General features: G+C 43.0%; 18 protein-coding genes. 12 read left to right on the top strand and 6 right to left on the bottom strand.

Translation table 11 applies throughout. The annotated features are described in order from the left end of the window. Nucleotides 1–107: 107 nt before the first annotated feature. From HWQ40_RS12730 to HWQ40_RS35630, 4 genes are all read right to left on the bottom strand, one after another. Nucleotides 108–848 carry a hypothetical protein gene (locus tag HWQ40_RS12730; protein ID WP_292778229.1) on the bottom strand — a complete coding sequence of 247 codons (741 nt, stop codon included), beginning with the start codon at nucleotides 846–848 and terminating at the stop codon, nucleotides 108–110. A 70-nt stretch (nucleotides 849–918) separates the two neighbouring features. After that, nucleotides 919–1,149 carry a hypothetical protein gene (locus tag HWQ40_RS12725; protein ID WP_292778227.1) on the bottom strand — a complete coding sequence of 77 codons (231 nt, stop codon included), beginning with the start codon at nucleotides 1,147–1,149 and terminating at the stop codon, nucleotides 919–921. Between the two features lie 64 nt (nucleotides 1,150–1,213). Continuing rightward, nucleotides 1,214–1,567 (bottom strand): hypothetical protein, encoded by a 354-nt coding sequence (locus tag HWQ40_RS12720; protein ID WP_292778225.1) that lies wholly within the window; start codon nucleotides 1,565–1,567, stop codon nucleotides 1,214–1,216. 296 nt (nucleotides 1,568–1,863) lie between these two features. Further along, nucleotides 1,864–2,061: a ribbon-helix-helix protein, CopG family gene (locus HWQ40_RS35630; protein ID WP_366933976.1), complete on the bottom strand. Its 198-nt coding sequence runs from the start codon at nucleotides 2,059–2,061 to the stop codon at nucleotides 1,864–1,866. Between the two features lie 305 nt (nucleotides 2,062–2,366). Between HWQ40_RS35630 and HWQ40_RS12710 the strand changes: the two genes are divergently transcribed. The 10 genes from HWQ40_RS12710 to HWQ40_RS12665 all read left to right on the top strand — a co-directional run bounded on the left by HWQ40_RS12710 (nucleotide 2,367) and on the right by HWQ40_RS12665 (nucleotide 9,986). Next, on the top strand, nucleotides 2,367–2,552 hold the full coding sequence (locus HWQ40_RS12710) for a hypothetical protein (RefSeq protein ID WP_292778221.1): 186 nt from the start codon (nucleotides 2,367–2,369) through the stop codon (nucleotides 2,550–2,552). Nucleotides 2,553–2,642: 90 nt separating this feature from the next. Continuing rightward, nucleotides 2,643–2,957 (top strand): hypothetical protein, encoded by a 315-nt coding sequence (locus HWQ40_RS12705; protein ID WP_292778219.1) that lies wholly within the window; start codon nucleotides 2,643–2,645, stop codon nucleotides 2,955–2,957. Between the two features lie 101 nt (nucleotides 2,958–3,058). Then, on the top strand, nucleotides 3,059–3,247 hold the full coding sequence (locus HWQ40_RS12700) for a hypothetical protein (protein WP_292778217.1): 189 nt from the start codon (nucleotides 3,059–3,061) through the stop codon (nucleotides 3,245–3,247). 76 nt (nucleotides 3,248–3,323) lie between these two features. After that, entirely contained in the window at nucleotides 3,324–3,608 is a 285-nt protein-coding gene (locus HWQ40_RS12695) for a hypothetical protein (protein WP_292778215.1), read from the top strand. Beyond that, on the top strand, nucleotides 3,608–3,907 hold the full coding sequence (locus HWQ40_RS12690; protein WP_292778214.1) for a hypothetical protein: 300 nt from the start codon (nucleotides 3,608–3,610) through the stop codon (nucleotides 3,905–3,907). The genes HWQ40_RS12695 and HWQ40_RS12690 overlap by 1 nt, the downstream gene beginning before the upstream one ends. Nucleotide 3,908: 1 nt before the next feature. After that, nucleotides 3,909–4,142, top strand: coding sequence for a hypothetical protein (locus HWQ40_RS12685; protein WP_292778212.1), 234 nt, complete (start codon nucleotides 3,909–3,911; stop codon nucleotides 4,140–4,142). A 341-nt stretch (nucleotides 4,143–4,483) separates the two neighbouring features. After that, nucleotides 4,484–5,854 carry a transposase gene (locus HWQ40_RS12680; protein ID WP_292778211.1) on the top strand — a complete coding sequence of 457 codons (1,371 nt, stop codon included), beginning with the start codon at nucleotides 4,484–4,486 and terminating at the stop codon, nucleotides 5,852–5,854. Then, nucleotides 5,851–6,168, top strand: coding sequence for a hypothetical protein (locus tag HWQ40_RS12675; RefSeq protein WP_292778209.1), 318 nt, complete (start codon nucleotides 5,851–5,853; stop codon nucleotides 6,166–6,168). Before HWQ40_RS12680 ends, HWQ40_RS12675 begins: the two co-directional genes overlap by 4 nt. A 210-nt stretch (nucleotides 6,169–6,378) precedes the next feature. Next, nucleotides 6,379–7,611 carry a DUF4336 domain-containing protein gene (locus tag HWQ40_RS12670; RefSeq protein WP_292778208.1) on the top strand — a complete coding sequence of 411 codons (1,233 nt, stop codon included), beginning with the start codon at nucleotides 6,379–6,381 and terminating at the stop codon, nucleotides 7,609–7,611. Nucleotides 7,612–7,832: 221 nt separating this feature from the next. Continuing rightward, on the top strand, nucleotides 7,833–9,986 hold the full coding sequence (locus HWQ40_RS12665; protein ID WP_292778207.1) for a right-handed parallel beta-helix repeat-containing protein: 2,154 nt from the start codon (nucleotides 7,833–7,835) through the stop codon (nucleotides 9,984–9,986). Between the two features lie 148 nt (nucleotides 9,987–10,134). Here HWQ40_RS12665 and HWQ40_RS12660 read toward each other — a convergent pair whose 3' ends face one another. Beyond that, nucleotides 10,135–11,469, bottom strand: a complete 1,335-nt coding sequence (locus HWQ40_RS12660) for a GTPase family protein (RefSeq protein WP_292778206.1) — start codon at nucleotides 11,467–11,469, stop codon at nucleotides 10,135–10,137. Between the two features lie 424 nt (nucleotides 11,470–11,893). Further along, nucleotides 11,894–12,478, bottom strand: coding sequence for a hypothetical protein (locus HWQ40_RS12655; protein WP_292778204.1), 585 nt, complete (start codon nucleotides 12,476–12,478; stop codon nucleotides 11,894–11,896). 955 nt (nucleotides 12,479–13,433) lie between these two features. Between HWQ40_RS12655 and HWQ40_RS12650 the strand changes: the two genes are divergently transcribed. Together HWQ40_RS12650 and HWQ40_RS12645 are read left to right on the top strand one after the other, a co-directional pair. Then, nucleotides 13,434–14,030 (top strand): hypothetical protein, encoded by a 597-nt coding sequence (locus HWQ40_RS12650; RefSeq protein WP_292778203.1) that lies wholly within the window; start codon nucleotides 13,434–13,436, stop codon nucleotides 14,028–14,030. A 153-nt stretch (nucleotides 14,031–14,183) separates the two neighbouring features. Beyond that, a complete protein-coding gene (locus tag HWQ40_RS12645) occupies nucleotides 14,184–23,159 on the top strand; it encodes a Calx-beta domain-containing protein (RefSeq protein ID WP_292778201.1) in 8,976 nt (2,991 codons plus the stop codon). Nucleotide 23,160 lies beyond the last annotated feature (1 nt).

The following is a 23,160-nucleotide window of genomic DNA, read 5'->3' as shown; positions in this document are numbered from 1 at the left end:
TCCGCGCTTCCTAAATATTCTCGAATGGCTGGTACTTTATTTTTTCGCAAGTCCCTTATTATGGTCGCTGCTCTCAGAAGAGGGCAGTTTTTTTATGCAGTTATTCCCTAGTAATCCCTTGGAAGGTTACTAGGGAACCAAGATTTCAAAGTTTCGATAAATCCAGATAAAGTAAACGTTTCATCTTGCCAGTAACACTCACGTAAACAGCTAATTAACCATGCTTGAGAATCGCGAATTTCTGGATGTCCGCCACGCTTAACAAAGTGCTTTAAAGCGTTGCGGACATCTTCAATATCAAACTCAAATAGATGTCTGGTTGTTCGTTTATTAGGGTCAAAGTATATTTCGTACTCAGCACACGTTGTAAGTATCTCGTGTTGTCTTGATAACTCTATAAATTCGTCTGTAGTTGGAGTAAGACTATTGCTGCTGCTGTTAAGCCCGTCTTCAGTGGAGATGTCATTTGAGGGTTGTGAATTGTAACTAGAGTTATGGTTATATAATTTTTTTGATCGCACCTTCTTAGGTGGATTTAACCATGCAATAGGTCTAACAAGTAACTTGGTTATCTTCCAAGAATATTGTTTAATTACTTGCAAGACACGGCATGATACTAGTATGTCAAATATCTTTTTGAGGTAATTGTGAGCATAGGGTTTACCTCTAACTTTTGCCACCCAAGCATTAAATTCTGATAAATCTGGCTCGATCTCACTGGCTATTTCGCCTTGCCTTATTAGCCACTGCCAGAGAGTTTTTGCGGCGGGTGGAATATGGTGTTGGTAACAGTATGCGTCGTGTGCTTCCGTCCACGAAAGATTGTTTTTAAAACTATTTTCTGCCATAATACTATTAGTTATTTTTCAAGGAGCCACCTAGACCGCTAATCTTTTGGTGGCTTTTTGGTTTTTTTGGTTACACCCGCTTCTGAATTACTTTTGTTGCTACAACTTTTAGCCGATTGAACAGTTCGGGGTTCTCTTGGAATAGCTGTGGCATTTGATTCAATACAAATGCTGTTAGCGTCCAGACCTGAGCGGGATTTAAGTCTGGGTTTGTTGTGCGGATAAATTCTATTAATCCCTCTAACTCAAGCAGGGCGAGGAGTTTGGCTGATTCTAGTTTTGAGGTTTTTTGTTTAGTCATTAGTCATTAGTTACCGCGATCGCACAAATCCCCCTCATCCCCCCCACACCGCGATCGCAGTTAGTTATCTCCGATCGCGCTCTAGGTCATAAATAACTTTCTCTAAATACCAGTTATCTGACTGACCTGGGTTTTTTCGCCGCTGCTGTGCCAAAAGTCTTTTGGCGGATGCCACGTCACCTTTGAGCAAGGTTAGTAGATCAGTTTGTAGGTATCTGTTTCTGGGGTCATTGCGGTATGAGTTGGATACTCTACCCCGTGGTTGACTGGTGAGCTTGGATGTAAAGGCTTGCCACTCGCAACGAACATACTTAAACAGTGCTATTAAAGCGACTATGCAGTAATAGATAATGCAAAGGTTGAGTAGAAGGTTAATTAGAATGTACACAGGAACTGAAAGGTAGATGTTCAATTCCACGATGCGGGCAATGTCCTGGTAGAGACATCGGGAAATCCCGCATTTGTAAACTTCGCACCCCCTTCACAAAACAAAACCGCCCTAGCCACAGTGGGCAGGACGGTTTTATTTAACTTCTATTACGTCATCTCCGCTCTCTTCGTGAGTTACCAGGTAATAAATGTCGCTTTTTATCTGGTTTGTCTCTTCCTTAAATTCATTTTCAGCTTCTTCACTTTCTCCCAGCCGCGCCTTTAACCGAGCTTGGTGAGCATGAACGTATTCTAAGTGCCGCTTCTCTAAGGCTTCCAGGCGCTCTATGATTTTCCCAGCAGTCGTGTCCCTGATTGGGACGAGCTTCCAATCTGGATTTCCCCTGTCGCTATCTTCTCTATTAGCGCTGATCTCGATAGTCCCATTGCTTTGGCTTTTTTTTGCAACTCCTCCCATGCGCTCTGACTTAGTTTGAGTCCCACTGTCGTTACGTCTTCCGCCGATTTTTTCGTTCTTCCCATTTACACAATCCATAGATTTCCCTCCATTTTACATGAGCAGAATAATTAAGCATGAGCAAAATGCTTGACAATAATTCTGCTCATGCTTAATATACATTATGTATTCTGCATTAGCAAAATACTTTTTTAAGCTCCCCCCTCACCCTTGCCATTGAGCCTGTGAGGGCATATTCAGGAGCAAGCACCCGCACCATTGCATTAGCCCCGGCGCGGAAACACCCTCTCCATCACCGAGAACTGAGCGCGGTAACGAGTTTGCCGCGCGGTGATACTTTGATGTCTGCACACAAACTTATGGAAACCAGATGACAACCACAGTTTTAGAACTGATTGAAAACCTAAAGCACTACCCCGGTGCAACAGAGGTAACTATCAAAAACGTTGACGATGTTGAGTTTGCGATTACTGATTTCAAATCTGTAGATGACGGCGTGACCATCATCATCGGCGAGAAGGAATACGAGGATGAGGAGGACGAGGAGGAAACCTAATTATTGAAAAGGCGATCGCCTACCGTCCCTGATCCGGAGTGGCGATCACCGACACAACAAATGGATTTTATCAGTAAGGAGATTGTACCAATGTCCAAGTCAATAGGGTATTTCACCAGCTACACCGTAAACGACGGCTCCTTGCTCGAATCCCTCCAGTCGGAGTACGGCACGACTTTTGAGCAGATGACCAAACGCGAAAAGCTGTTTTTAATTTCGGCTCTGGCAATTCAGTTGTGCGACGAAGCCCCTGGACGCTGCCGCGAAGAGATATATGTAGTCGGTCATCAAGCTAATAGCTCCTTACCTGTGGCTGACAGAGAGGGATTAATCGAAGCGCTGATTAATCAAGTCCGTTGGGGGCAAAGCCTTTCAGTCATCACAGAGGTATCGCCTATGAAATAATCGTTTTTGCTTGGAGATCCGATTTTATTAAGTAACCGCACCAGTAAAAGTTGGTAGCAATTCTTGCTGGTCTTTTTTTGCACAATTAAAAATTTTGAATTATGAATTACCGCGACCAATTAAGACCGTGGGCAATTTTTAAGCGTCTCCCCACTGGTGAAAATGTTTGCCTTGTGCGACTTCGCACTCGCTCTGATGCTGATGCAATGGCTAGTATTTTTCGCCAAGGTGGAGGAGTGTTTGAGGTAGTTTTCGACCTACCCCAACACCAGGGAGTTACCCAAGGATAGCTCAAATCAATTGCGATCGCTGGAAGCGATCGCAATTGATTAATTGATCCAAACAAGTAAAAAATATCACACAATCATGAACAAAAGCATAGAGTTTATTACTTATTACGATTTAGACAAAGAAAACAAACATGGTTTCTCTTCTAAAGATATTCCAGCCAATGAACGAACTTTAATGGTTAAAGAGCAAATTATTCCTGGTGCATTTGGCTATTCAGATATGTATATACGGCACATGAAGCTGAGATATAAAAATCATGATTATCCCATAATTAGCATGACTGATTACGAACTTGATGCAGCTAAAAAATTAGAAATTCTTGCTGGTGCTGTGAAGTTCTTAGGAGAATCAGAAGTTTAATGTTTGGTTTTAATGGTGAAACTAAAGGGTTGAAAATTATTCTGGAAGGAATTGCTTGCAATCATAATTCAGGAAAATTAACCCATAAACAGGTAAGAGCTTATGCAAGGTGTATGCTTGCAATTTTTAAAGCCCTGAGTATAGATACAGAACTAGAAGCAGAAATCAAAATTTTACTCTTCTCACTTTCTGCAAATGGCATTCCTCATTACGATCGCTCATTCATAGCTTCGAGGATATTAGAATTACTCGAACGAAATGACAAGTTAAAAATTGAAGAAACAAACAACCATTTTTAAAATGACTAAAACTTCAAATATTCCAGAACCAGATCCAGCCTGGGATTACTACCTTACCTACCACAAACTACTCAAAGCTAAAGCTCAATTGAATCAATTGATTGACGATATCGGAGAACTTGAATTAGCAACGGCTGGATCAAATGAGTCTATTAATGAAGATTTATTTGACTTGGTACAGCTTCTAGACGATACCCGACTCCCAGTTGAATTACCTATTTGCAACGAGGAATAACCGCCTGATGAATCGTAATTGATTAATTGCGATCGCGCTAACCACAGCGTGGGCTAGCTGACACACTAGCCGAAACGGTGGCCTCGTAGCCACCGTTGCGGGTTGTGTCCAAAGCATCCGCAAGTTAATTAGAGAAAGTGCGGCGTTCATGACGAATTGCGCTGCCCAAGTGCGGCGTTCTGTAATTCATGCGCGACACAACTCTAGTTAATTCCCCGAATGCGTTTACTCCTGAATCGCGCCCCTAAGCGTGTGGGGCGTTAGGGTGATTCGTGCGCTATTAAGTTCGGGATATCCAAAGGATGCCAGTCCTTGAAATCCACCATTAGCAACGCAGAACCATGAAAACAGAATCAACAATTTTGGGTATTGATGTTAGTAAATCAAGCGTAACTTGCCATATTTTAACACAATATCCCAAGGGTGGATTACAAGCATATTGGAATAAAACCAGAAATAAAGCATCAAGTTTATATCCGGCTTTTTACTCCAATCCTGATGCTAAAAAAAAGCAAAAATCAGCGTTTGACTTTGCCAATTATCTATCAGTTGTCAAGCCAGATTACGCAATCTTAGAACCAACCGGAAACCACTATTCAAGACTGTGGGCGTCCATCCTCAATAAGTTAAAAATCAAAATCCTCTGGGTTGGTCACGTCGAACTCAGACGTTATCGGGGTGGTAAAAACCTCCCGAATAAAAGTGACCCTGCTGATGCTTTAGCAATGGCCGCTTACGGACACGATCCAGATCACCGGCTGGAAACTGGGGAATTAAACATGAGATACTTTCTCATGCACCGCCCCGAACCCATCGATGAACTCCGCGACCTCTGTCAGCAACTCGAACACCTCAACCGCGTTCAATCGCCAATTGTGAATTATGCTAGGCAGCTTCTCGCTTGGCAGTTTCCAGAAATGGCTCACACCAAGAGTGCATCTACCAAACCAGGATTACTACCACCACTTTGGGGATGGTTAGCTAAAAGGCTCGAAATTTCGCCCGCTGCCAAAACCCGAATTGAAAATCGCTATAAAATTTCCATTGCCCAAGACTATGAAATTGAGTTTGACCCAATCTTAGAGTTACACGCTGGCTGGATGTGCGATATCTCACTTTTTGAGCAGCACTTGGAAGCAAGAATCACTGAAATGCTTTCTCTGAATGAATTCAAGCTTTACATGAGCGTGTTTGACAAATTCGGTTTTGGGTTGCGAGTGCGATCGCGGCTGCTGACTCGAATTTACCCCTTTGAGTCGTTCCTCGGTGTCAATGGCAGGCCCGTTATTGAGTACGAAGTCCGCGAAGTCAAGAAAACGGAGCGCGATCGCAAAGACGGACAAACCACAGTCCGACGTTTAGCCGGCGATACCAAACGAATTAAACGCAACCGCAGCCGCGACACTTTCAAAATGCGTTTGGGTATGGGTACTGTCTTAGAACAGTCGGGGGATAAGCTTGTAGAAAAGGCTAGCGGTTCATCCCTATGCCGGATCAGCCTGTGGCAGTACGTCCTAACCGGCGTCGAAACCGGAAGGCTACCAGAAAACGAACTGACCAGGGAGTTGATTAACTACCGTGACTCTCTCAAAGCTAATGTCAGCGAACAAGGTGAGAAGCTGCTAGGTGGTAAGCACATCCAAGGTAAACTAATGAGTAAAGTAGTAAATCTACTGTTCCAAGAATTGTGTAAAATAATTCCCCTAATATGACTCGCTACTACAAGTTAGAGGGACACACACCTGTTAGTGTTGATTTTGAGGAATGGGCAGTCTGGCGCAATACAGCTAACACACAAGTTATCGTTTCTGTTGTTCATGATTGCATCAGTGTTTCAACTGTATTTCTTGGAATAAATATCGGGACTGCCGAACAACCCAAAATTTTTGAGTCATTGGTAACTGGAGGGAGTTGCGATCGTGAAAAACGTTTCTACTCGACTTGGGAAGAAGCGATATCCGGTCACTATGACCTAATCGTCAAGTCCATTGCTACCACACCGCCAAGTGACTTGTCTCTAAGTTAACTCTGACTTGTCTCTAAGTTAACTCTGACTTTATGTCATGGTTATGTGACTACCATTCCCCATTCCCCATTCCCCATTCCCCATTCCCCATAAAAGTTTCAGTTACCCTGAATTACAAATTGGTATTATTATCTCAACAATTTACTCTCTATGAAGTTGGAGAGCAAATAAAAACAATTTGAGTATTGGGAATTTGGAGGGGGTTGCAGAGTGGCTGATGATGAACGCATAGTCAATACACAACAGATTTATCCAAAGGATTTTTCCTGGGGATTATGGCCTGTTGTGCCACTCTACCCCTATGGTAGGCGGCAAACAATTCGTCAAGAAGTCCTTAAGGACACAATCTGGAATTTTGACCAGATTCAGGGCATTTTCTACGTTGTTATACCGATTCGCATGACTGTTGTGAAGTTGGAAACTGGGGGTCTTCTCGTCTATGCACCTGTTGCACCAACCCCAGAGTGCATCAGACTTGTGAATGAGTTGGTAGCAGAATATGGCGACATTAAGTACATCATCTTGCCAACTATCTCTGGTATAGAACACAAAGTTTTCGTTGGCCCCTTCGCCAGATACTTTCCGACTGCACAGGTGTTTGTGGCTCCCCATCAGTGGAGTTTCCCGTTAAATCTCCCCCTTAGCTGGCTTGGCTTACCCCCAAAACGAACTCAAGTACTTCCAGAAGATAGCAGCAAAACACCCTTTACTGACGAGTTTGATTATGCAATACTAGGCCCCATCGGACTTGGCCCTGGTAGGTTTGCAGAAGTTGCTTTTTTCCACAAGCGATCGCATACTCTTTTAGTCACAGATTCTGTGCTTTCGATCCCAGAAGATCCACCTGCGATCGTTCTCTTAGATCCATATCCTTTATTATTCCACGCCAAGGATTATGCTTCTGATATTGTTGTCGATAGTCAAGTAAATCGCCGTAAGGGTTGGCAACGCATCTGTCTGTTTGCTTTGTACTTCCAACCAAGGGCATTAGATATACGCCGATGGAGTCAGGTGTTACAAGATTCCTTAAAAGCCCCAGAACGCTCAAGGAAAGCTTATTTTGGATTGTATCCTTTTAAATGGCAGTCAGATTGGCAGCGATCGTTTGATGCCCTGCGAGGTGATGGGCGTTTGTTTGTCGCACCAATTTTACAGACGCTGATTCTCAATCGCGCACCGAAGGAAACCATTAACTGGGCTGATAAAGTTGCAAGTTGGGACTTCGAGTGGATTATTCCCTGCCACTTTGATTCACCGATTAAAGCTAAACCGCATCAGTTTCGCCAAGCTTTCTCTTTTTTGGAAAAGCAGCCTGTTGTAAGTGGGGGTTTGTTGAATAGTAGCAGCTATCCTTTACCAGAAGAGGATTTTAAAACACTTAGAGTAATCGATGCAGGTTTAAATAAGTTTGGCATTGTGCCAGCAGCAAAGGAGAAGGTGTAGGAAAACGGCTTATCCCAAAGCCATAGACTCACTTAAAGCAGACGAAACTTATTCCCTCTCTGACAATTTTATGAAGCGGTCTACTGAGATCGCTATAATTTTCATGCCTTAAAAAAAGTCCAATAATGTTGAGCAGAAAAAATTGTTGCAGACTCGTAGTAGTATCAACATGAGTCTTGATATCAATTTTTATACAAGGTCAAAAAATTGGAGTCGGATCAATGTCTATATTTACCGTCACGAGTACTAAGAACAGTGGTGCAGGTTCACTGCGGCAGGCAGTTCTAGATGCCAATACCCTGACAGGAAAAGACATCATCAATTTTGGTGGACTGTTTACTGATGGGCTAGCTCATACCATCAGTCTGACTGGTAGTGGTTTGAGTATTACAGATGACCTTACAATTGAAGGCAGATGTCCGAGCTTACTAACTATTAAGGATGATAGTGCTGACCGTGTTTTTGACATTGGCAAAGGTGTAACATCTGCAATCAATGGGCTGACTATTACCAATAGCTACAAAAATGCCGGAGGAGGTGGTGCTATCTCCAATGAAGGCGTCCTTACCTTGAACAATAGCATCATCACTGGCAATACAGCAAAAGGCAACCCAGCAGACATCTACAATGGATACCTCCTTGGTGAGGGCGGCGGTATTTACAACACTGGCAGCCTGACAGTGAACAACAGCACCATCACCGGCAACACAGCAGACTCTTATGGCGGCGGCATCCAAAGCAGTGGCAGCCTGAACGTGAACCACAGCACCATCACTGACAACACAGCAAAGTATGGCGGCGGCGGCATATACATCAGCTATAACAATGCCACTATAACAACAGCAACCGTGAACAACAGCACCATCGCTGGCAACACAGCAGAGGATGACGCTGGCGGGGGCATTTACAACGCTGGCAGCCTGACGGTAAACCACAGCACCATCACTGAAAACACTACAAATAACCGTGGTGGCGGCATTTACAACGGTAGCAGCCTGACCGCGAACAACAGCACCATCACTGACAACACAGCAAAGTATGGTGGCGGCGGCATCTATGGCGATGGCACTATAACAACAGTGAACAACAGCATCATCAGTGGCAACACAGCAGAGGATGGCGGCGGCATCTACGTCAGTACTCTATCAGTGAATAACAGCAGCATTAGTGACAACTCGGCAAGTTCTAACGGTGGCGGCATTTATATTAACGGTTACAGCCCACTCCTTGACACAACCGTAAGTAATAGCATCATTAGTGGTAACTCGGCACTTAAAGGCAGCGGCGGTGGGATCTATGATGGCATTAACGGCGGTGGGAGCTATGATACCACCGGCGCTATCACAAATTTCTCCGGCTTAACCCCTAGCCCTATAACTCTAATTAATAGCATCATTAGTGGCAATTCGGCAGAGGCAGATGGCGGCGGTATTTATAATTATACCGAACAGTATGGTCCTAATTCCACCTCCAGCACTATAAACGTGAGTAACAGCATCATTAGTGGCAATGCAGCAGGGGCAGACGGCGGCGGGATCTATAATTTTGGTATTATAACCGTGACTAATAGCAGCATTAGTGGCAACACGGCAATCGAAGGCGGCGGCGGTATCTATAACGGAGGCTTTACCTATCCTGGCTACAAATCGCCTGATAGTGTAGCTTATGGCAACCTGACGGCGATCGCTAGCACTATCAATGACAATTCTGCATCCACTGGAGGCGGCATCTACAATAATGGCACTCTATCGCTGAGTTACAGCACTATCAGTGATAACGATGCCAAAGACTACGGTGGGGGCATCTACAATTCTAGCTTTAACGAGTTCGGCATCTCTTACCCTAGCTTTAACGAGTCCAGCAGGTACAATACATTAGGTATTGTTACTGTGAGTTATAGCAGTATTCGTGACAATACGGCAGGAACAGCCGGCGGTGGCATCTACAATGATGCTGACCAAGACTTTGGCAAGATAGTGGAATTTACTAAAGGCACTGATTTGACAGCTACTATTACATACGATGGCTTAGGCATCGTTAAGGTGAGTTATAGCAATATAACTGGCAATCAGGCACACTTTGGTGGTGGCATCTACAATAATGCCACCTTAACTGTGGGCAACAGCATTATCAGGCACAATAAAGCTTTCGGGATCGAACTCAGTTCTGGTGGAGAAGAGTTTGGCAAGGGTGGCGGCATTTACAACTCTAACTCTAAATCTGAGAGCGCCACAGTCAACTACAGCATCATCGCTTGTAACTTTGACACCCAACAAGAGGATTCAAATAAGCCTATTAAGCCTGATGATGTGGTAGGTAAATTCATCACCAAAGGCGATCGTAACTGGATTGGCAAGCACAGTGGTATTAGCTGAAGCATACGGGTTACGAGGCTACGATGCAGTTCAGCTAGGGGCTGGTCGTGCGGTAAATGCCCTCTGCATAGCTAACAGTTTGCCATTCTGAATTGAATGCAGCCGCAGCAAGTGAAGGTCTACTTGTTGGAAACCCCAACAACTACCCCTAATGTTTGATTCCCTTAAACCGTTCTTGCGCCGCTTTAAATGCTTCTTGCATCACCAGTTGAATTTTCTCTTGATCGGGTTTCTTACCTCCCATTAAATCACCAAAGTAAACGCAGGCTGCTTCCCCTAGTGCCCAGGTATAAGCGGCTGCCCAAGAGGCTGCGATCGCACTACCAATACCTGGTATAAATTTAATTAACTCCCGGGCAATTGCCTGTGCTAAAAAACCACCTGCGATCGCACTGACAACGCCTCCCGCCTGAGATGGCGTAACTGTTTGCCCATATAATTTACCCAACAGACCCACCATTGATACTTGCAAGGCAGTGAGTACAGGCATTGTAGTAAATGGCAGAGGTACAGCGGCGAGGGTGGCAGACATAATCGCAAATGGCAAAATGTAACGGCGGGCAGCATCTCGGTAAAGGTTGCCAAGTTGCTTCCCAGATTCTTCTCGATCTAATAGCTGATAAATCGCCTGGGCTTCTGCTTGTGGGAGTAGTTCTGCCAAGGAATCTCGCAGTGCTTCTAAGCCATAAAATACCGGAGTGTAGCCATCTTCTTCTAAGGTAAAGTCAATGAGTACAGAGCGATCTGCTATTTTTGCAAAAGCTTGTTGCATGGCGGCAAATGCACGATTGACTTCCTGATAATCTGGCGGATAAATGGGATGATCGACGGTATCGCCAGGATAAACTTCGTGCAAGCAAGTAACTACCAACAGACAGGGAATGTCTGGATACTTCTGGCGCAACTGTTGAGCAATTTGTCGTAGCGTGTCAGTTGCAAAATCATTGATTTTAACCGTCAAAAGCAGGATTCTGGCGGAACGAGTTTCCTGTTGTAAATCGCCAACTAACTCCTGAATAATTGCTTGAGTATCTTTTTTGACATCACCTAGCCCTACCGTATCAGTAAAAATCAGTAAGGGCAGGTCATTGGAAGGATAGGCATAGCGTTGGGTGTGTTGCGTGTGAGGACGAAAACCCTGACCGACAATTTCGGCAGAAACTCCCGTCAATCCTCGGACAATGGAACTTTTTCCGGCTTGGGGTTTACCAATTAAGAGGGCTTCTGTGGTTGGCAGTTCAGCTCGGATTTTCTCTAAAATCTCTGCAACCTGAGTATCACTCACACTAAACCATTCAACAACCGTCTGTGCCAATTGTTCTACGGGTAGAAGTTGCGTCAAACGTATTGTTGCTTTGTTCCAGACACCACCAATGCGATTTGTCCAGGAATTATCGACCGACTTGGTAGTTGCTCCATCGGTCGGTTTACTCAATTGCTGAGAATCAGTTGACGGTGAGTCAGAATCACGTTGCTCAGTCATTCCTAGGAAAACGGTAGATGGAATTCAAACGACATTCTGTCTATATTTATCTTACTGTCAAACTCGGTTTTTCTAAAGTCAATCTACTCATCGGCAAAGTATTTGTTTAGAAAGCTAAACAAATACTTTGCGGTGTGCAAACCCCATAAATAAAGTGAGTTCGACGGTTAATAAAGCCTGAAAAAGATGACAGGTAGGGGAGAAAGCGGCAGTGAGGGAGATATTGCAGGTGTCGGGGGGTTAAAATCATGATTTTGAGGCTGTGGTTATCTGCTACTGCCGATACTCGCCTATAACTACGGCACTAGAGCCAATGCCAGAAATTCACGTTTCTCAAGAGTTACAAGAAGTGTAACTGAAGTTCTATTTGCCAGCGATCGCTCATACATAAGAGAATTCTAAGCATGACGAACCCATGTCGATGCTAAAGGTTAATTGTTTTGCATTTCAGGAGAAAATTCTTTTCAGGCTGAGGTGTACCATTACGATTCAATTTTTTCAACTCTACAACAGAAGAAGTTGCTTTCAGAATCTTATATCTATCAACAATAAAATCACTCCCCGGTTCGGCAAGATTTTGAGTTACACCAGTAATTGCAGTTTTTAATGTTAAAACACCATTATTCACAGTGTAATAAGATTCATTAGCTGGTTGAAAAGTCCAAAAAGAACCCCTATAAAAAATAAAGTTGCCAAATCCCCCTTGCTTGTCAAAAAGCATTCTTCTTGACGAACATGCAGCATTTTTTTGGGATGTTGTGGGAATTTTCCCATTTTCAGAACTGTAAAAAGTCCATTGACCATTTTCACGAGGTGGAAATATACTCTGGGCAAATGTTGGAGTTGCTACAGATGGTAAGAGAAGTATAGTAGCTAGCAAAGCTTTAGTGACTGTAAATCCTCTACCTTGAAATATGGAATTCCATAGCCATATCAACTCATCACAACACGTATCAAACAATTCCACCTGTTGCTCATTAGGTGCAACTTTTATCTTTGTAGTTTTCATGACAATAAACAGCTATTTAATAGTTAGTAAACAGTTATACAATTAGTTGGGCGCTTGGTTGCTTTGGCGCAGCCCGCCGCAGGCATCGCTCGTTTAGGGGGTTATTTAGAACATCGGTATAAAACCCCTGATTTAGCTCTTAAGTTGAAAAGGTGTAGCTTATTAACTTGCAAACTGCTGTATATGTGTTTAGAGAATTGTGTCACAACGAGAATTTAACAGGATTTTCCAAAGTAACAGTAAAAACTTTTGGATGCTTTCTTTTTTTAGATACACAGGGGTTGGATTATGTTTTATATAACATATTGTTAATTCCCTGTTTTCTATGTCGTTAAGCAATTACATAATTATCGAAATAACCCATTACACATAAAAATCATGTATAACATCCCTGACGTGGCGACAAAATAGCTTGAAAAGATAATGAAATAGAGTGTTTAGCTATTTCTAGTAAAAACAGACAGGTCTACTTATGTAAATAAAACCTAACTATGGATAAAAACGGTACATAAGCATGAATGTACTTGGTTTAGTCTTGGTTGTAATCGTTTATGCAGCAAATGTTGCAGATTCAACTGCTACACCTTTGGTATTAGCTCTAAGCCAGTATTACAGTACCTGATTTAGATAAGGTTTGGGCGGATCAAAGGTATTGAGGCAACAAGTACAGAATGCAGTGTGAGTCTGCCTTATGAAATTAGAAGTTGTTGAACGTCGCTGCGAGAATTTTGAAGTCTTATCTAGACATTGGTATCCCCGCAAACTCTTGCTTGGCGTAGGATTACAAAGGTGTTTGAGCAAGAACTACGAACGATTACCAGAGATAAGTGAAACCGTCGTTCACATTGTCATAATTCCACTTATGCTTCAAAGACCGACTGCTTAACAATTTATTTATAGATACCCTGTATACAAAAAATGTTTCATCAAATTTTTGAAAGGATAATTACATCAAATGAAACTTTTTCAAATTACAGTGAAGACTGCAATTATTCCCCTCTTAGCAGCTAGCACCAGTATGGGTATTAGTTTTAATAATCAAACATCACTAGCCCAATCATCAATATTAATTGCTCAGGTTGCTAAAACCCGCAAAATTGTAATCAAAGATTTAGGTTACTCGTTTGATGTGCCAAATGGGATGCGTGTGATTAGAGATGGAAATATCTTAGAAGTTCTAACACAGAAGAATTACGAACAACGTCAACGTGGTCAAAAGAACTGTACTTATCAGGACTCAACTCTAGCTGGCTGTTCTGATTTTTCTATCAACATAGAAGGAAATGGCCGTGAAAAGTTGGCACAAGCACATAAAGAACTAATTACTCCTTGTCGTCAATGTGGTGCTGGTACTGGTTTAGACGTTTTTAAAGGGGAAATAACAGTGAATGCAAGGACATACCGGAAATACGAATTGGCAGACGAACACCAAGCATACAATATTTACTTATACCTAACAAATAAGAATCATTTAGTAACTGTTGTTCTGGACAAAGCACCTTATGCAGGTAATAGAGATGCGTTGGTGACTGCAATGGGTTCCTTCAAATAATAAATTATGCTTTATGCTTTTTCCGAAGCATGAAAAACCTAAATCACATCGCTATTAATTATCCCTCGTTGGCTCCCTAAATATTTAAGCTTGTTACAGTCTTCCTGACCTTTTAATCCCCCATTTAATTCAGCAAAGGAAAGTTAGCCTCACATGAACTCGATTAAATCTACTGATAATCTTTCCCTCAATCAAACGCTAGCACTTGCAGTAGAAAGGGTGCAGCAATATCTCAAAGAATTTGCCACCAGTCAGGAGTTCACAGAAAAGATACGCTTGGCGTTTGGAGAAAGTTTTGAGGCGGAAATTGCCTTCAGCTTGGCGCAGACTTGGCAAAATGAGGATTTTAGCGTCATCCCAACCATTGAATTCCTCTCTCGTGAACAGTTGCATGGGGCAAATGGGGCGTATGCAGCGGCGACGGGAAAGATTTATCTCTCAAAGGAATTTGTTTGGCAGCATCAGAATGATTTGACTGCAATAGCCAATCTTGTGCTAGAGGAGGTTGGACATAGGATTGATGGGCTGTTGAATAGAGTAGATAGTGTCGGAGATGAAGGAGCAATTTTTGCAGCGTTAGTACAGGGTTACAGTCTGGATACTGAGAGATTACGGGCTTTAAAAACAGAGGACGACCACGCGACGATTACAGTAAATGGAGAAGTAATTGCAGTTGAGCAAGAAACAGAAACTTTAAGCTTCAGTCGTGCTAATTTCCAAGTTGGCGAAGATGGTAAAGCGTTTGTTCCAGTTACTATTACTCGCAGCGGGGGAGGTGATGGTAATGCTTCCGTTACCTTGTCTTTAGCTAATGGAACTGCTACTGCTTCCCAAGATTATACTGCACAAACTTTCACGATCAACTTTAACTCTGGAGAAACGACTAAAACTGTAGACATTCCGATTATTAATGATACTGTTACAGAACCTAGCGAAACGATTAATCTGAGCCTGAGTAATCCGATCGGTGATGTCGTTTTTGGGACTCAAAAAACCGCCACACTGACTATTATTGATGACAATAGAGTCTGGCCTGGATATGCAGATGTGGTTTTAGACTACTTTGATAGTGGAACTGGCCCAATTCCAGGCCCTTATGGATTTCTTGCTGATGAAAACATCACTCCAATTAATCTTGATGCAGCTTTAGGTGATGAACCCAGTTCAGGAGTTAATGCTGTAACTTTACCTACTGACTCTTTTATTACTCTAGGCTTTATTGATGAAACAGTTGTTGATGGCCCGGGAAATGATATCTTTGTTAGGGAAGATGGAGCAGCAGGCGATCGCGCAAATATTTATGTAAGTTCTAATTTAACCGATTTTACCTTATTGGGCGTTGCTCAAGATAATGTCACCACTGCTTTTGACTTAAGCAGTATTAACTATACTCAACCAGTACGAGCGATAAAAATTGTTGGGTTAAACCTTGCAGGTACAGTCCCCGGTTTTGATTTAGTAAATGTCCAAGTCTTAAATCAAGGTTCTGCGGCTGGACAAATTTCTTTTGAATCAGCCAATTTTAGTATTAATGAAAACGGGAATCCAGTTACTGAAGTAAAAGTCATTCGTACCGATGGCAGCTTTGGCGAAGTCAGTGCAACTCTTAACCTAAGTGATGGCACAGCAACTGCACCTTCTGACTATAATAATGCACTAATTACTGTCACCTTTGCTAATGGGGAAACCAGCAAAATTGTTACTATTCCTATTGTCAATGACAAGACATTTGAGGCTGACAAAACAATTAATTTAACTCTGACTAACCCTACCAATGAAGCAAGCCTGGGAACACAGAAAACTGCTACACTCACAATTATTAATGATGATGCTGGTGACTCAGGAACATTAGCTTTTAGCGCCCCTGAATTTAGTGTCCGGGAAGATGGAACACCTATTGCTGCTGTAACAGTTAATCGCACCAATGGAAGTGATGGAGCTGTGAGTGCCACCATTAACTTGAAAGATGGCACAGCTAAAGCACCAAGCGACTATAACAATTCTCCTATTGCTGTTAATTTTGCTAATGGCGAAACCAGTAAAATCGTCACTATTGCCATTGTTAATGACATCAACTCAGAACTAGATAAAACCGTCCAGTTGACCCTAACTAACCCAACTGGAGGGGCAAACATTGGACAGCAGAACACCACCACACTGAATATCATTGATAATGATGGTCTTTCAATCTCAGGATTTCCCCAAGGGGCTACTGGCAGTAATCAAGGGCAAGCAACCATCATTATTGCGGGTCAGAAATTTTTACCAACTGATAAAATTAGCTTGGTTTCATCTACTGGAACTACAAAAACTGCTAGTAAAGTTTATTGGGTGAATGATCGAGAAGCCTGGGCAACTTTTGACTTGCAGGGATTAAGCACTGGAAGATACGATGTTACAGCCACCAACGGCGTAAATACTGCTACTGCTAACGCTGCTTTTACCGTCACTGATGGGCCTGTAGGGAATGTTCAGGTTAAGTTGAGTTATCCCTCGCGGGGTGTAGCGACACTCACCTATACCAATGTGGGACAAACGGATGTCATTGCTCCTCTGTTCAGAATATCGCCAACCAATGCTCAGGTAACATACCCTGAAGAAAATACTGTTAGTGCTAGCCTGCGTCAATTGCTGAATTTAAGTTTGGGAACGAGTACCAATGGCCCAGCCGGAATTTTAGCTCCTGGTGAACAAGGGCAATTTTCCTTTAACTATACTCCTAGTGGTAATGGCTTAGTTTCCTTTGCAGTTGAACAAGTTAAGCCTGATGAAGTCATTAATTGGGCAAGCATTAAAGCCGAATCTCGCGCAGATTATAGTTTTATTGATGCTGCTGGTTGGGATGCGCTGTGGAGTAATTTAACAGATACTTTAGGGCAAACCGCCGGACAGTTCCAAACTGTAATGGCGGAAAATGCTAATTATTTAAGTCAATTGGAACAACAAACCAGTGATTTAACTCGGTTATTTGCCTTTGAATGGAGACAAGCAGCTAATACCCTCACCAATGTAGATTTACTCAGCACAAGCGATGTAGTAGATGCTGCATCGGGGCTGTCTTTAACCTTTAATCGCACCTTCTATCAATCTATTGCTGAACGCTACAATTTAGGCAGTTTAGGACGGGGTTGGGCTAGTCAGTGGGATTTACGCGCTACTACGGATAGTAAAGGAGATGTTATTATTCGTAGCGTCGGGGATTTACAGCGTGTTTTTGAGAAACAAACTAATGGCACTTATACCGAAGACGGCGGCGCAACTTTAACGATTACTAATGGTGAGTATCGCTTAAAAGAAGCCGATGGCATAGTTTCCCTGTTCGGAAGTGATAGCAAACTCAGTTATGTTGAAGATCCCAACGGTAATCGGATTACGCTGGAATATACCAATAATCTTCTCACTAAATTGGTTCACACCAATGGCGACAGTTTAACTCTCGCTTATAATGCCCAAGGGCGGATTAGTCAGATTACCGACTCCACAGGACAAGTCAGCAGTTACAGTTATGATGCTTCTGGGGAAAATCTGCTATCTGTCACCACTCCCCAAGGAAAAACGACTTATACCTACGATACGGGTAATGTCGCCGCGAAAAAATATTCTCTGTTGTCGGTAACTTCAGATTTAGGTTATCAACGCAGTTTTGAATATGATGACCAAGGTCGTTTGATTAAAGAGTTTAGCAACGGGGAAACCCAAACTCTGACCTACAGTTACGATACTACGGGCGGTGTAACAATTACTGATAACACCGGAGCATCCCAAAGTATCTTACTGGATGACCGGGGTAATGGTGGACAAATTCGCGGCGTTAATAACCAAAATCTGCTATTTAGTTATGATGCCAATGGGAATTTAATTGATGCAACTCTGCCGAATGGTGGTCAAACAGCTTACAGTTACGATAAATCAGGGAATTTAACCAACCAGACAAATTTACTCAGTCAAGACGTTAAATTTACCTACGATGCCAACTTTAATCAGTTAACGGGTTTTACAGACCCCAAAGGTAATGGAGTTGGTTATAGCTATGATGCCAATAGCAATCTGACCAAGATTACTTATGCTGACGGCAGTAATCAACAGTTTAGCGTGGATGCATTGGGGAATATCACCAGTTATGTCAACCGTCGCGGTAACACCATCCAATATACCTACGACAAAGACGGACAGCTAACTCAGAAAAAATTTGCGGATGGTTCTAGCATTACCTATGGCTATGACACTACGGGAAATCTCACCAGCGTCACCGATGCAACGGGAAAGATTACCTTAGAGTATGATGCTGCCAATCAACTGACTCTAATTAGTTATCCGACTGGTCGTTCTCTTCAATATACCTACAATGCAGATGGTCAGCGTACCAAATTGGTATCTCAAGATGATTATACAGTTAACTATGGTTATGATGCTGTTGGACGCTTAACAAGCTTAACTGATGCCACAGGAGAAAGCATTATCAGCTATGAGTATGATAATGCAGGTCGTTTGACTAAAGAAACCAACGGCAACGGCACTTATACCACCTACGAATATGACCAACAGAGTCAGTTAACTCGTTTAATCAACTACAAAGCGAACAATACAGTTAACTCCCGTTTTGAGTACGCTTACGATAATTTAGGTCGGCGTACCAGCATGACCACCCTAAACGGGACTTTTGAATATGGTTATGATGCCACGGGTCAATTGACTTCTGTGGTTACGCCAGATAATCGCACCATCCGCTACCAATATGATGCCGCAGGAAATCGCATTGCGGTGACGGATAACGAGACAGGGACGAATTATACCAGCAATAACCTCAATCAATATACCAATGCAGGTAATGCAGTTTATACCTACGATACTGATGGGAATTTGATTAGTAAAACCGAAGGGGGACAGACTTCAACCTATACTTATGATGTAGAAAATCGCCTGGTTAAAGTAGTTACTCCCGATGGAACTTGGGATTATCAATATGATGGGTTAGGAAACCGCGTTGCTACTGTCTTGAATGGTAAACGGACGGAATATTTACTTGATCCGACTGGCTTAGGGGATGTTGTCGGGGAATATAACGGCAGTGGTTTAGTTGCCAATTATACTCACGGCATTGGGTTAGTTAATCGGGTAAATGGCAGTAATATTAATTACTATGATGCGGATGCGATCGGGTCAACAGTAGGGTTAACAGGGACAGATGGCAGTTATGTTAACCGCTACAGTTATTTACCTTTTGGGGAAAATTTAACTAAAGTTGAAGGCGTTGCTAACCCCTTTGAGTATGTCGGGCAATGGGGGGTAATGGATGAGGGAAATGGACTCGACTTCATGCGGGCAAGGTTTTATGACAGTAATTTAGGAAGGTTTACAGCAATTGATCCGATTGGGTTGAATGGTGGGGATACAAATTTTTATGGTTATGTTTTCAATAGTCCCATAACTTTTATAGATCCAAGTGGCTTTGCTCTGATCCCTTCATTACCTATAAAAGTAGTCAGCCTTATAGGAGCAGTTGCTGCTGGAGTCGCTCTAACTGCTGCTACACCAGCAGTTGTAACAGCAGCAACTGCTGCTGCTGTTGCGGCAGGCATCAGCGTAGCGGTGTCAGAAGTCATTAACGAGCTATTTCCGAATGTTAATCCAAGTGAGCTATTTCCTAATCCCAATAATCCCTCCGAAGCCCAATCTCAACCCTTCAACCCCTTCGACCCTTTAAATCCCAATACTCCCTTTGGTCCCAATAATCCCAACCCTGTCACCCCAATCCCATTACCACCTCAACCTCCATTAGAACCAGACCTTGACGATGACAATGACGGAATTCCTGATGCCACACCTACACCAGGTAAAGGCGGTACATGGAATGATCCCCACCTACAAACCCTCGACGGGATTAATTACGACTTCCAATCTGTAGGAGAATTTACTCTCGTTAAATCCATCACCGACGACTTTGAAATCCAAACCAGACAACAACCTTGGTTTAGTAGTACCAGTGTCTCTACCAACACCGCAGCTGCGATCAAAATTGACGGTCAACGCATTGCCTTTTACGCCAACCAAGCCCAACCTCTCGTCATCAATGGTACTGCTACTAACCTTGGTGATGGCGAACTCTACGCAATAGGAAAAAACCTAATTACACGAGAAGGCGATCGCTACAGTATTATTACCGCTAATAACGACTTAATCCAAATCAGCGATCGCGGTAGCTTCCTCAACATTAACCTTGGTCTTGCTGATAACCGTCAAGGTAAAGTCGTTGGACTCTTGGGCAACTTTAACGATAACCGCAATGATGACTTTGCCCTCCGTAACAAGACAGCAATTGGCGGTTCTATCTCCAATCAACAACTCTACGGCGACTATGCCAATAGTTGGCGCATTACTCAAGCAACTTCCCTTTTTGACTACGCCCCAAAACAGGATACCAATACCTTTACCGACCTCACTTTTCCCCGAAACATTGTCACAGCAGCCACCTTAACCCCTGAACAACGCGCCACAGCCGAACAAATCGCCAGAGATGCGGGGATTACTGACCCGGATGTATTAGAAGATGTCATCCTTGATATTTTTATCACCAATGGCGACCCGCAATTTGTCCAAGGAGCGATTACCCAACAGCGACTAGAAACCATTAGCGCACCCAACACCCTAATTAACCCTGACGGTTTTGGAACTCAAAACTGGTTAACAGCAGGTGCAGTCATTGCCAATACCATCCGCTTTAGCAACAACGCTGACCAAGGAACCACTCCCATTGCCCAAGTTAGCATCACTCAACAACTCGACTCAGACCTCGACCTCAATACCTTCACCCTCGATGACTTTGGGTTTGGGGAGATTACAGTTGATGTTCCCATTGGTGTACAAAATTACAGTCAACGTCTTGAGCTCCGTAGTACCAGAGATGTCTTTGTCGATGTCAATGCTGAACTAGACATAGCCACAGGTGTCGTCACTTGGACATTCACCGCCATTGACCCCAGCACTGGCAACGCCATCAACAGTGCAAATCAGGGCTTCTTACCTCCCAATGACCAAAACGGGGTAGGAAGTGGTTTTGTGGGCTACAGCGTCCAAGCAAAAGCTAATTCCACCAATAGCAGTCGTGTTGATGCCCAAGCCAACATCGCCTTTAACAGCCAAACACCCATCCAAACCACCGCAGTCTTTAACACCTTAGATAGCGACATCCCCATAAGTAAAGTCAACGCTTTACCTGTCAACAGTAGCTCTAACTTCACTGTCTCTTGGACAGGTAGCGACACGGGTAGTGGCCTAGCCTCCTATGATATCTTCGTCTCCACCGATGGTGGTGAATTTGTTCCTTGGCAAGTTAATACTACAGCCACTTCTGCTATTTATAACGGTGAAAGAGGACGTAATTATACTTTCTATAGCGTTGCTACCGATAACCTTGGTCAAAGAGAAGTTGTTCCCACTCAGCCAGATACGGTAACAACTACAACTACTTTGGCTGTCAATAATGCGCCAACAGTTCAGCAGGCAATTATAGATCAAATCGCAACCGAAGACACAAACTTTACCTTTACCATCCCAGACAATACCTTTAGTGATGTAGACGCGGGTGATATCCTTACCTACTCGGCAACTCTAGAAAATGGTAATCCATTACCTAGCTGGTTAAGCTTTGATCCTGTCACTCGCACCTTTAAGGGTGGAGCTACTAACAGTGAAGTTGGTAGTGTAAATATCACAGTCAGCGCTATAGATACATCAGATGCAACAGTGACTGACGATTTTACCTTAGCAGTTAATAATACCAACGATGCGCCAACATTAGATAATGCGATCGCTGACCAAATAGCTAAAGAAGACACAGCCTTCAGCTTTACTTTTGATGCCAACACCTTCAATGATATCGATTTAGGTGATGGTCTTAGTTACTCAGCAACTCTAAAAGACGGCAGTAATTTACCAAGCTGGCTGAAATTTAATCCTGTTACTCGCACCTTCAGTGGTACACCAGCTAACGCGAATGTTGGGAATCTTACAATTGAAGTACGAGCTACTGATAATGATGGTGTAAGTGCCACTGACACATTTTTACTAGCTGTAGAATCCAATAACGGCTCATCTACCTTCAAGCTTTCAAAAATTGCTGATGATATCTTTAACATCTCTAATAGCAGTGATAAATCAAAACTTCAAGTCACTCTCACAACACAAAGTTCTAATCTTGTCAATGAACTAGGAGTGTTTACCGTTGACGATGCTCAAGGTAGAATCCAAGGTATTGCTCCAGGCGCAGCAGGTTACGCCGAAGCAGCTTTAGATCGAGCTAAGGTAATTTTCTCTGCTATTACCAATCTCGCCAATGGTTTTAATAGCAACGCTTTGACACATCTACTGGAATTTAATTCCGGTGATAACCTGAGATTTTATCTGGTGAAGAATAGCTCAACTGATGCTGTACGGGCTGGAGTCACCCCAACCACAGACATACTATTTTCTGATCCATTAAGACAAAAAATTACAGACTTGGGCATTGACGAGTTTTCTCTGGCTTGGAAGGATGGATCTGGTAATAGCAATGCTGATTTCCAGGATCTAGTGGTAAAGGTTAAGCCCACAAATGATTTATTACCTCTAGGCACAAATTTGCAAGGAAAGCCTCAGAGCGAAGTCATCGATTTACGGGGTGTTACAAGTCAAGTAAAAGCTGACTTTACGGTGAATCGAGAAGCAGCTTTTAATAATTTCATCGGCTTCTATCTTGTGGCTGATGAGAATGGTGGCATTGACACTAACTCAGATGGCAAAGCAGATATTCTCGCTGGACAAGCTGGTTATACTGAAGCAGCATTTCGTGGGCGTGTTGCAGGCATTGACCTGACAGTTAACAACCAAGGTACGGCAACTTACACTGGAACTTTCCAACCTGGTTCCATCTTCGCACCATTTATTATTGCCAATGCTGGACTTGATGGTTTACTTGATAGCAATTCAAATAACGATCCGGCAGTTTACTTCCCATTCTTGAGAGCTAACACTGACAAAGTAGATCATATTCGCTTATTAGGAAATAACATCTTTGGCTTTGAGGATTTACCAGGCGGTGGTGACAACGATTTCAACGATGTTGTTGTAGGAGTTAATTTGAGTATCGTTTAGT

It is taken from the genome of Nostoc sp. NMS9 (assembly GCF_017114995.1).
Lineage (GTDB): Bacteria > Cyanobacteriota > Cyanobacteriia > Cyanobacteriales > Nostocaceae > Nostoc.
Note: the sequence above shows the minus strand (reverse complement) of the source record. Positions and strands in the feature narration are given on the sequence as shown.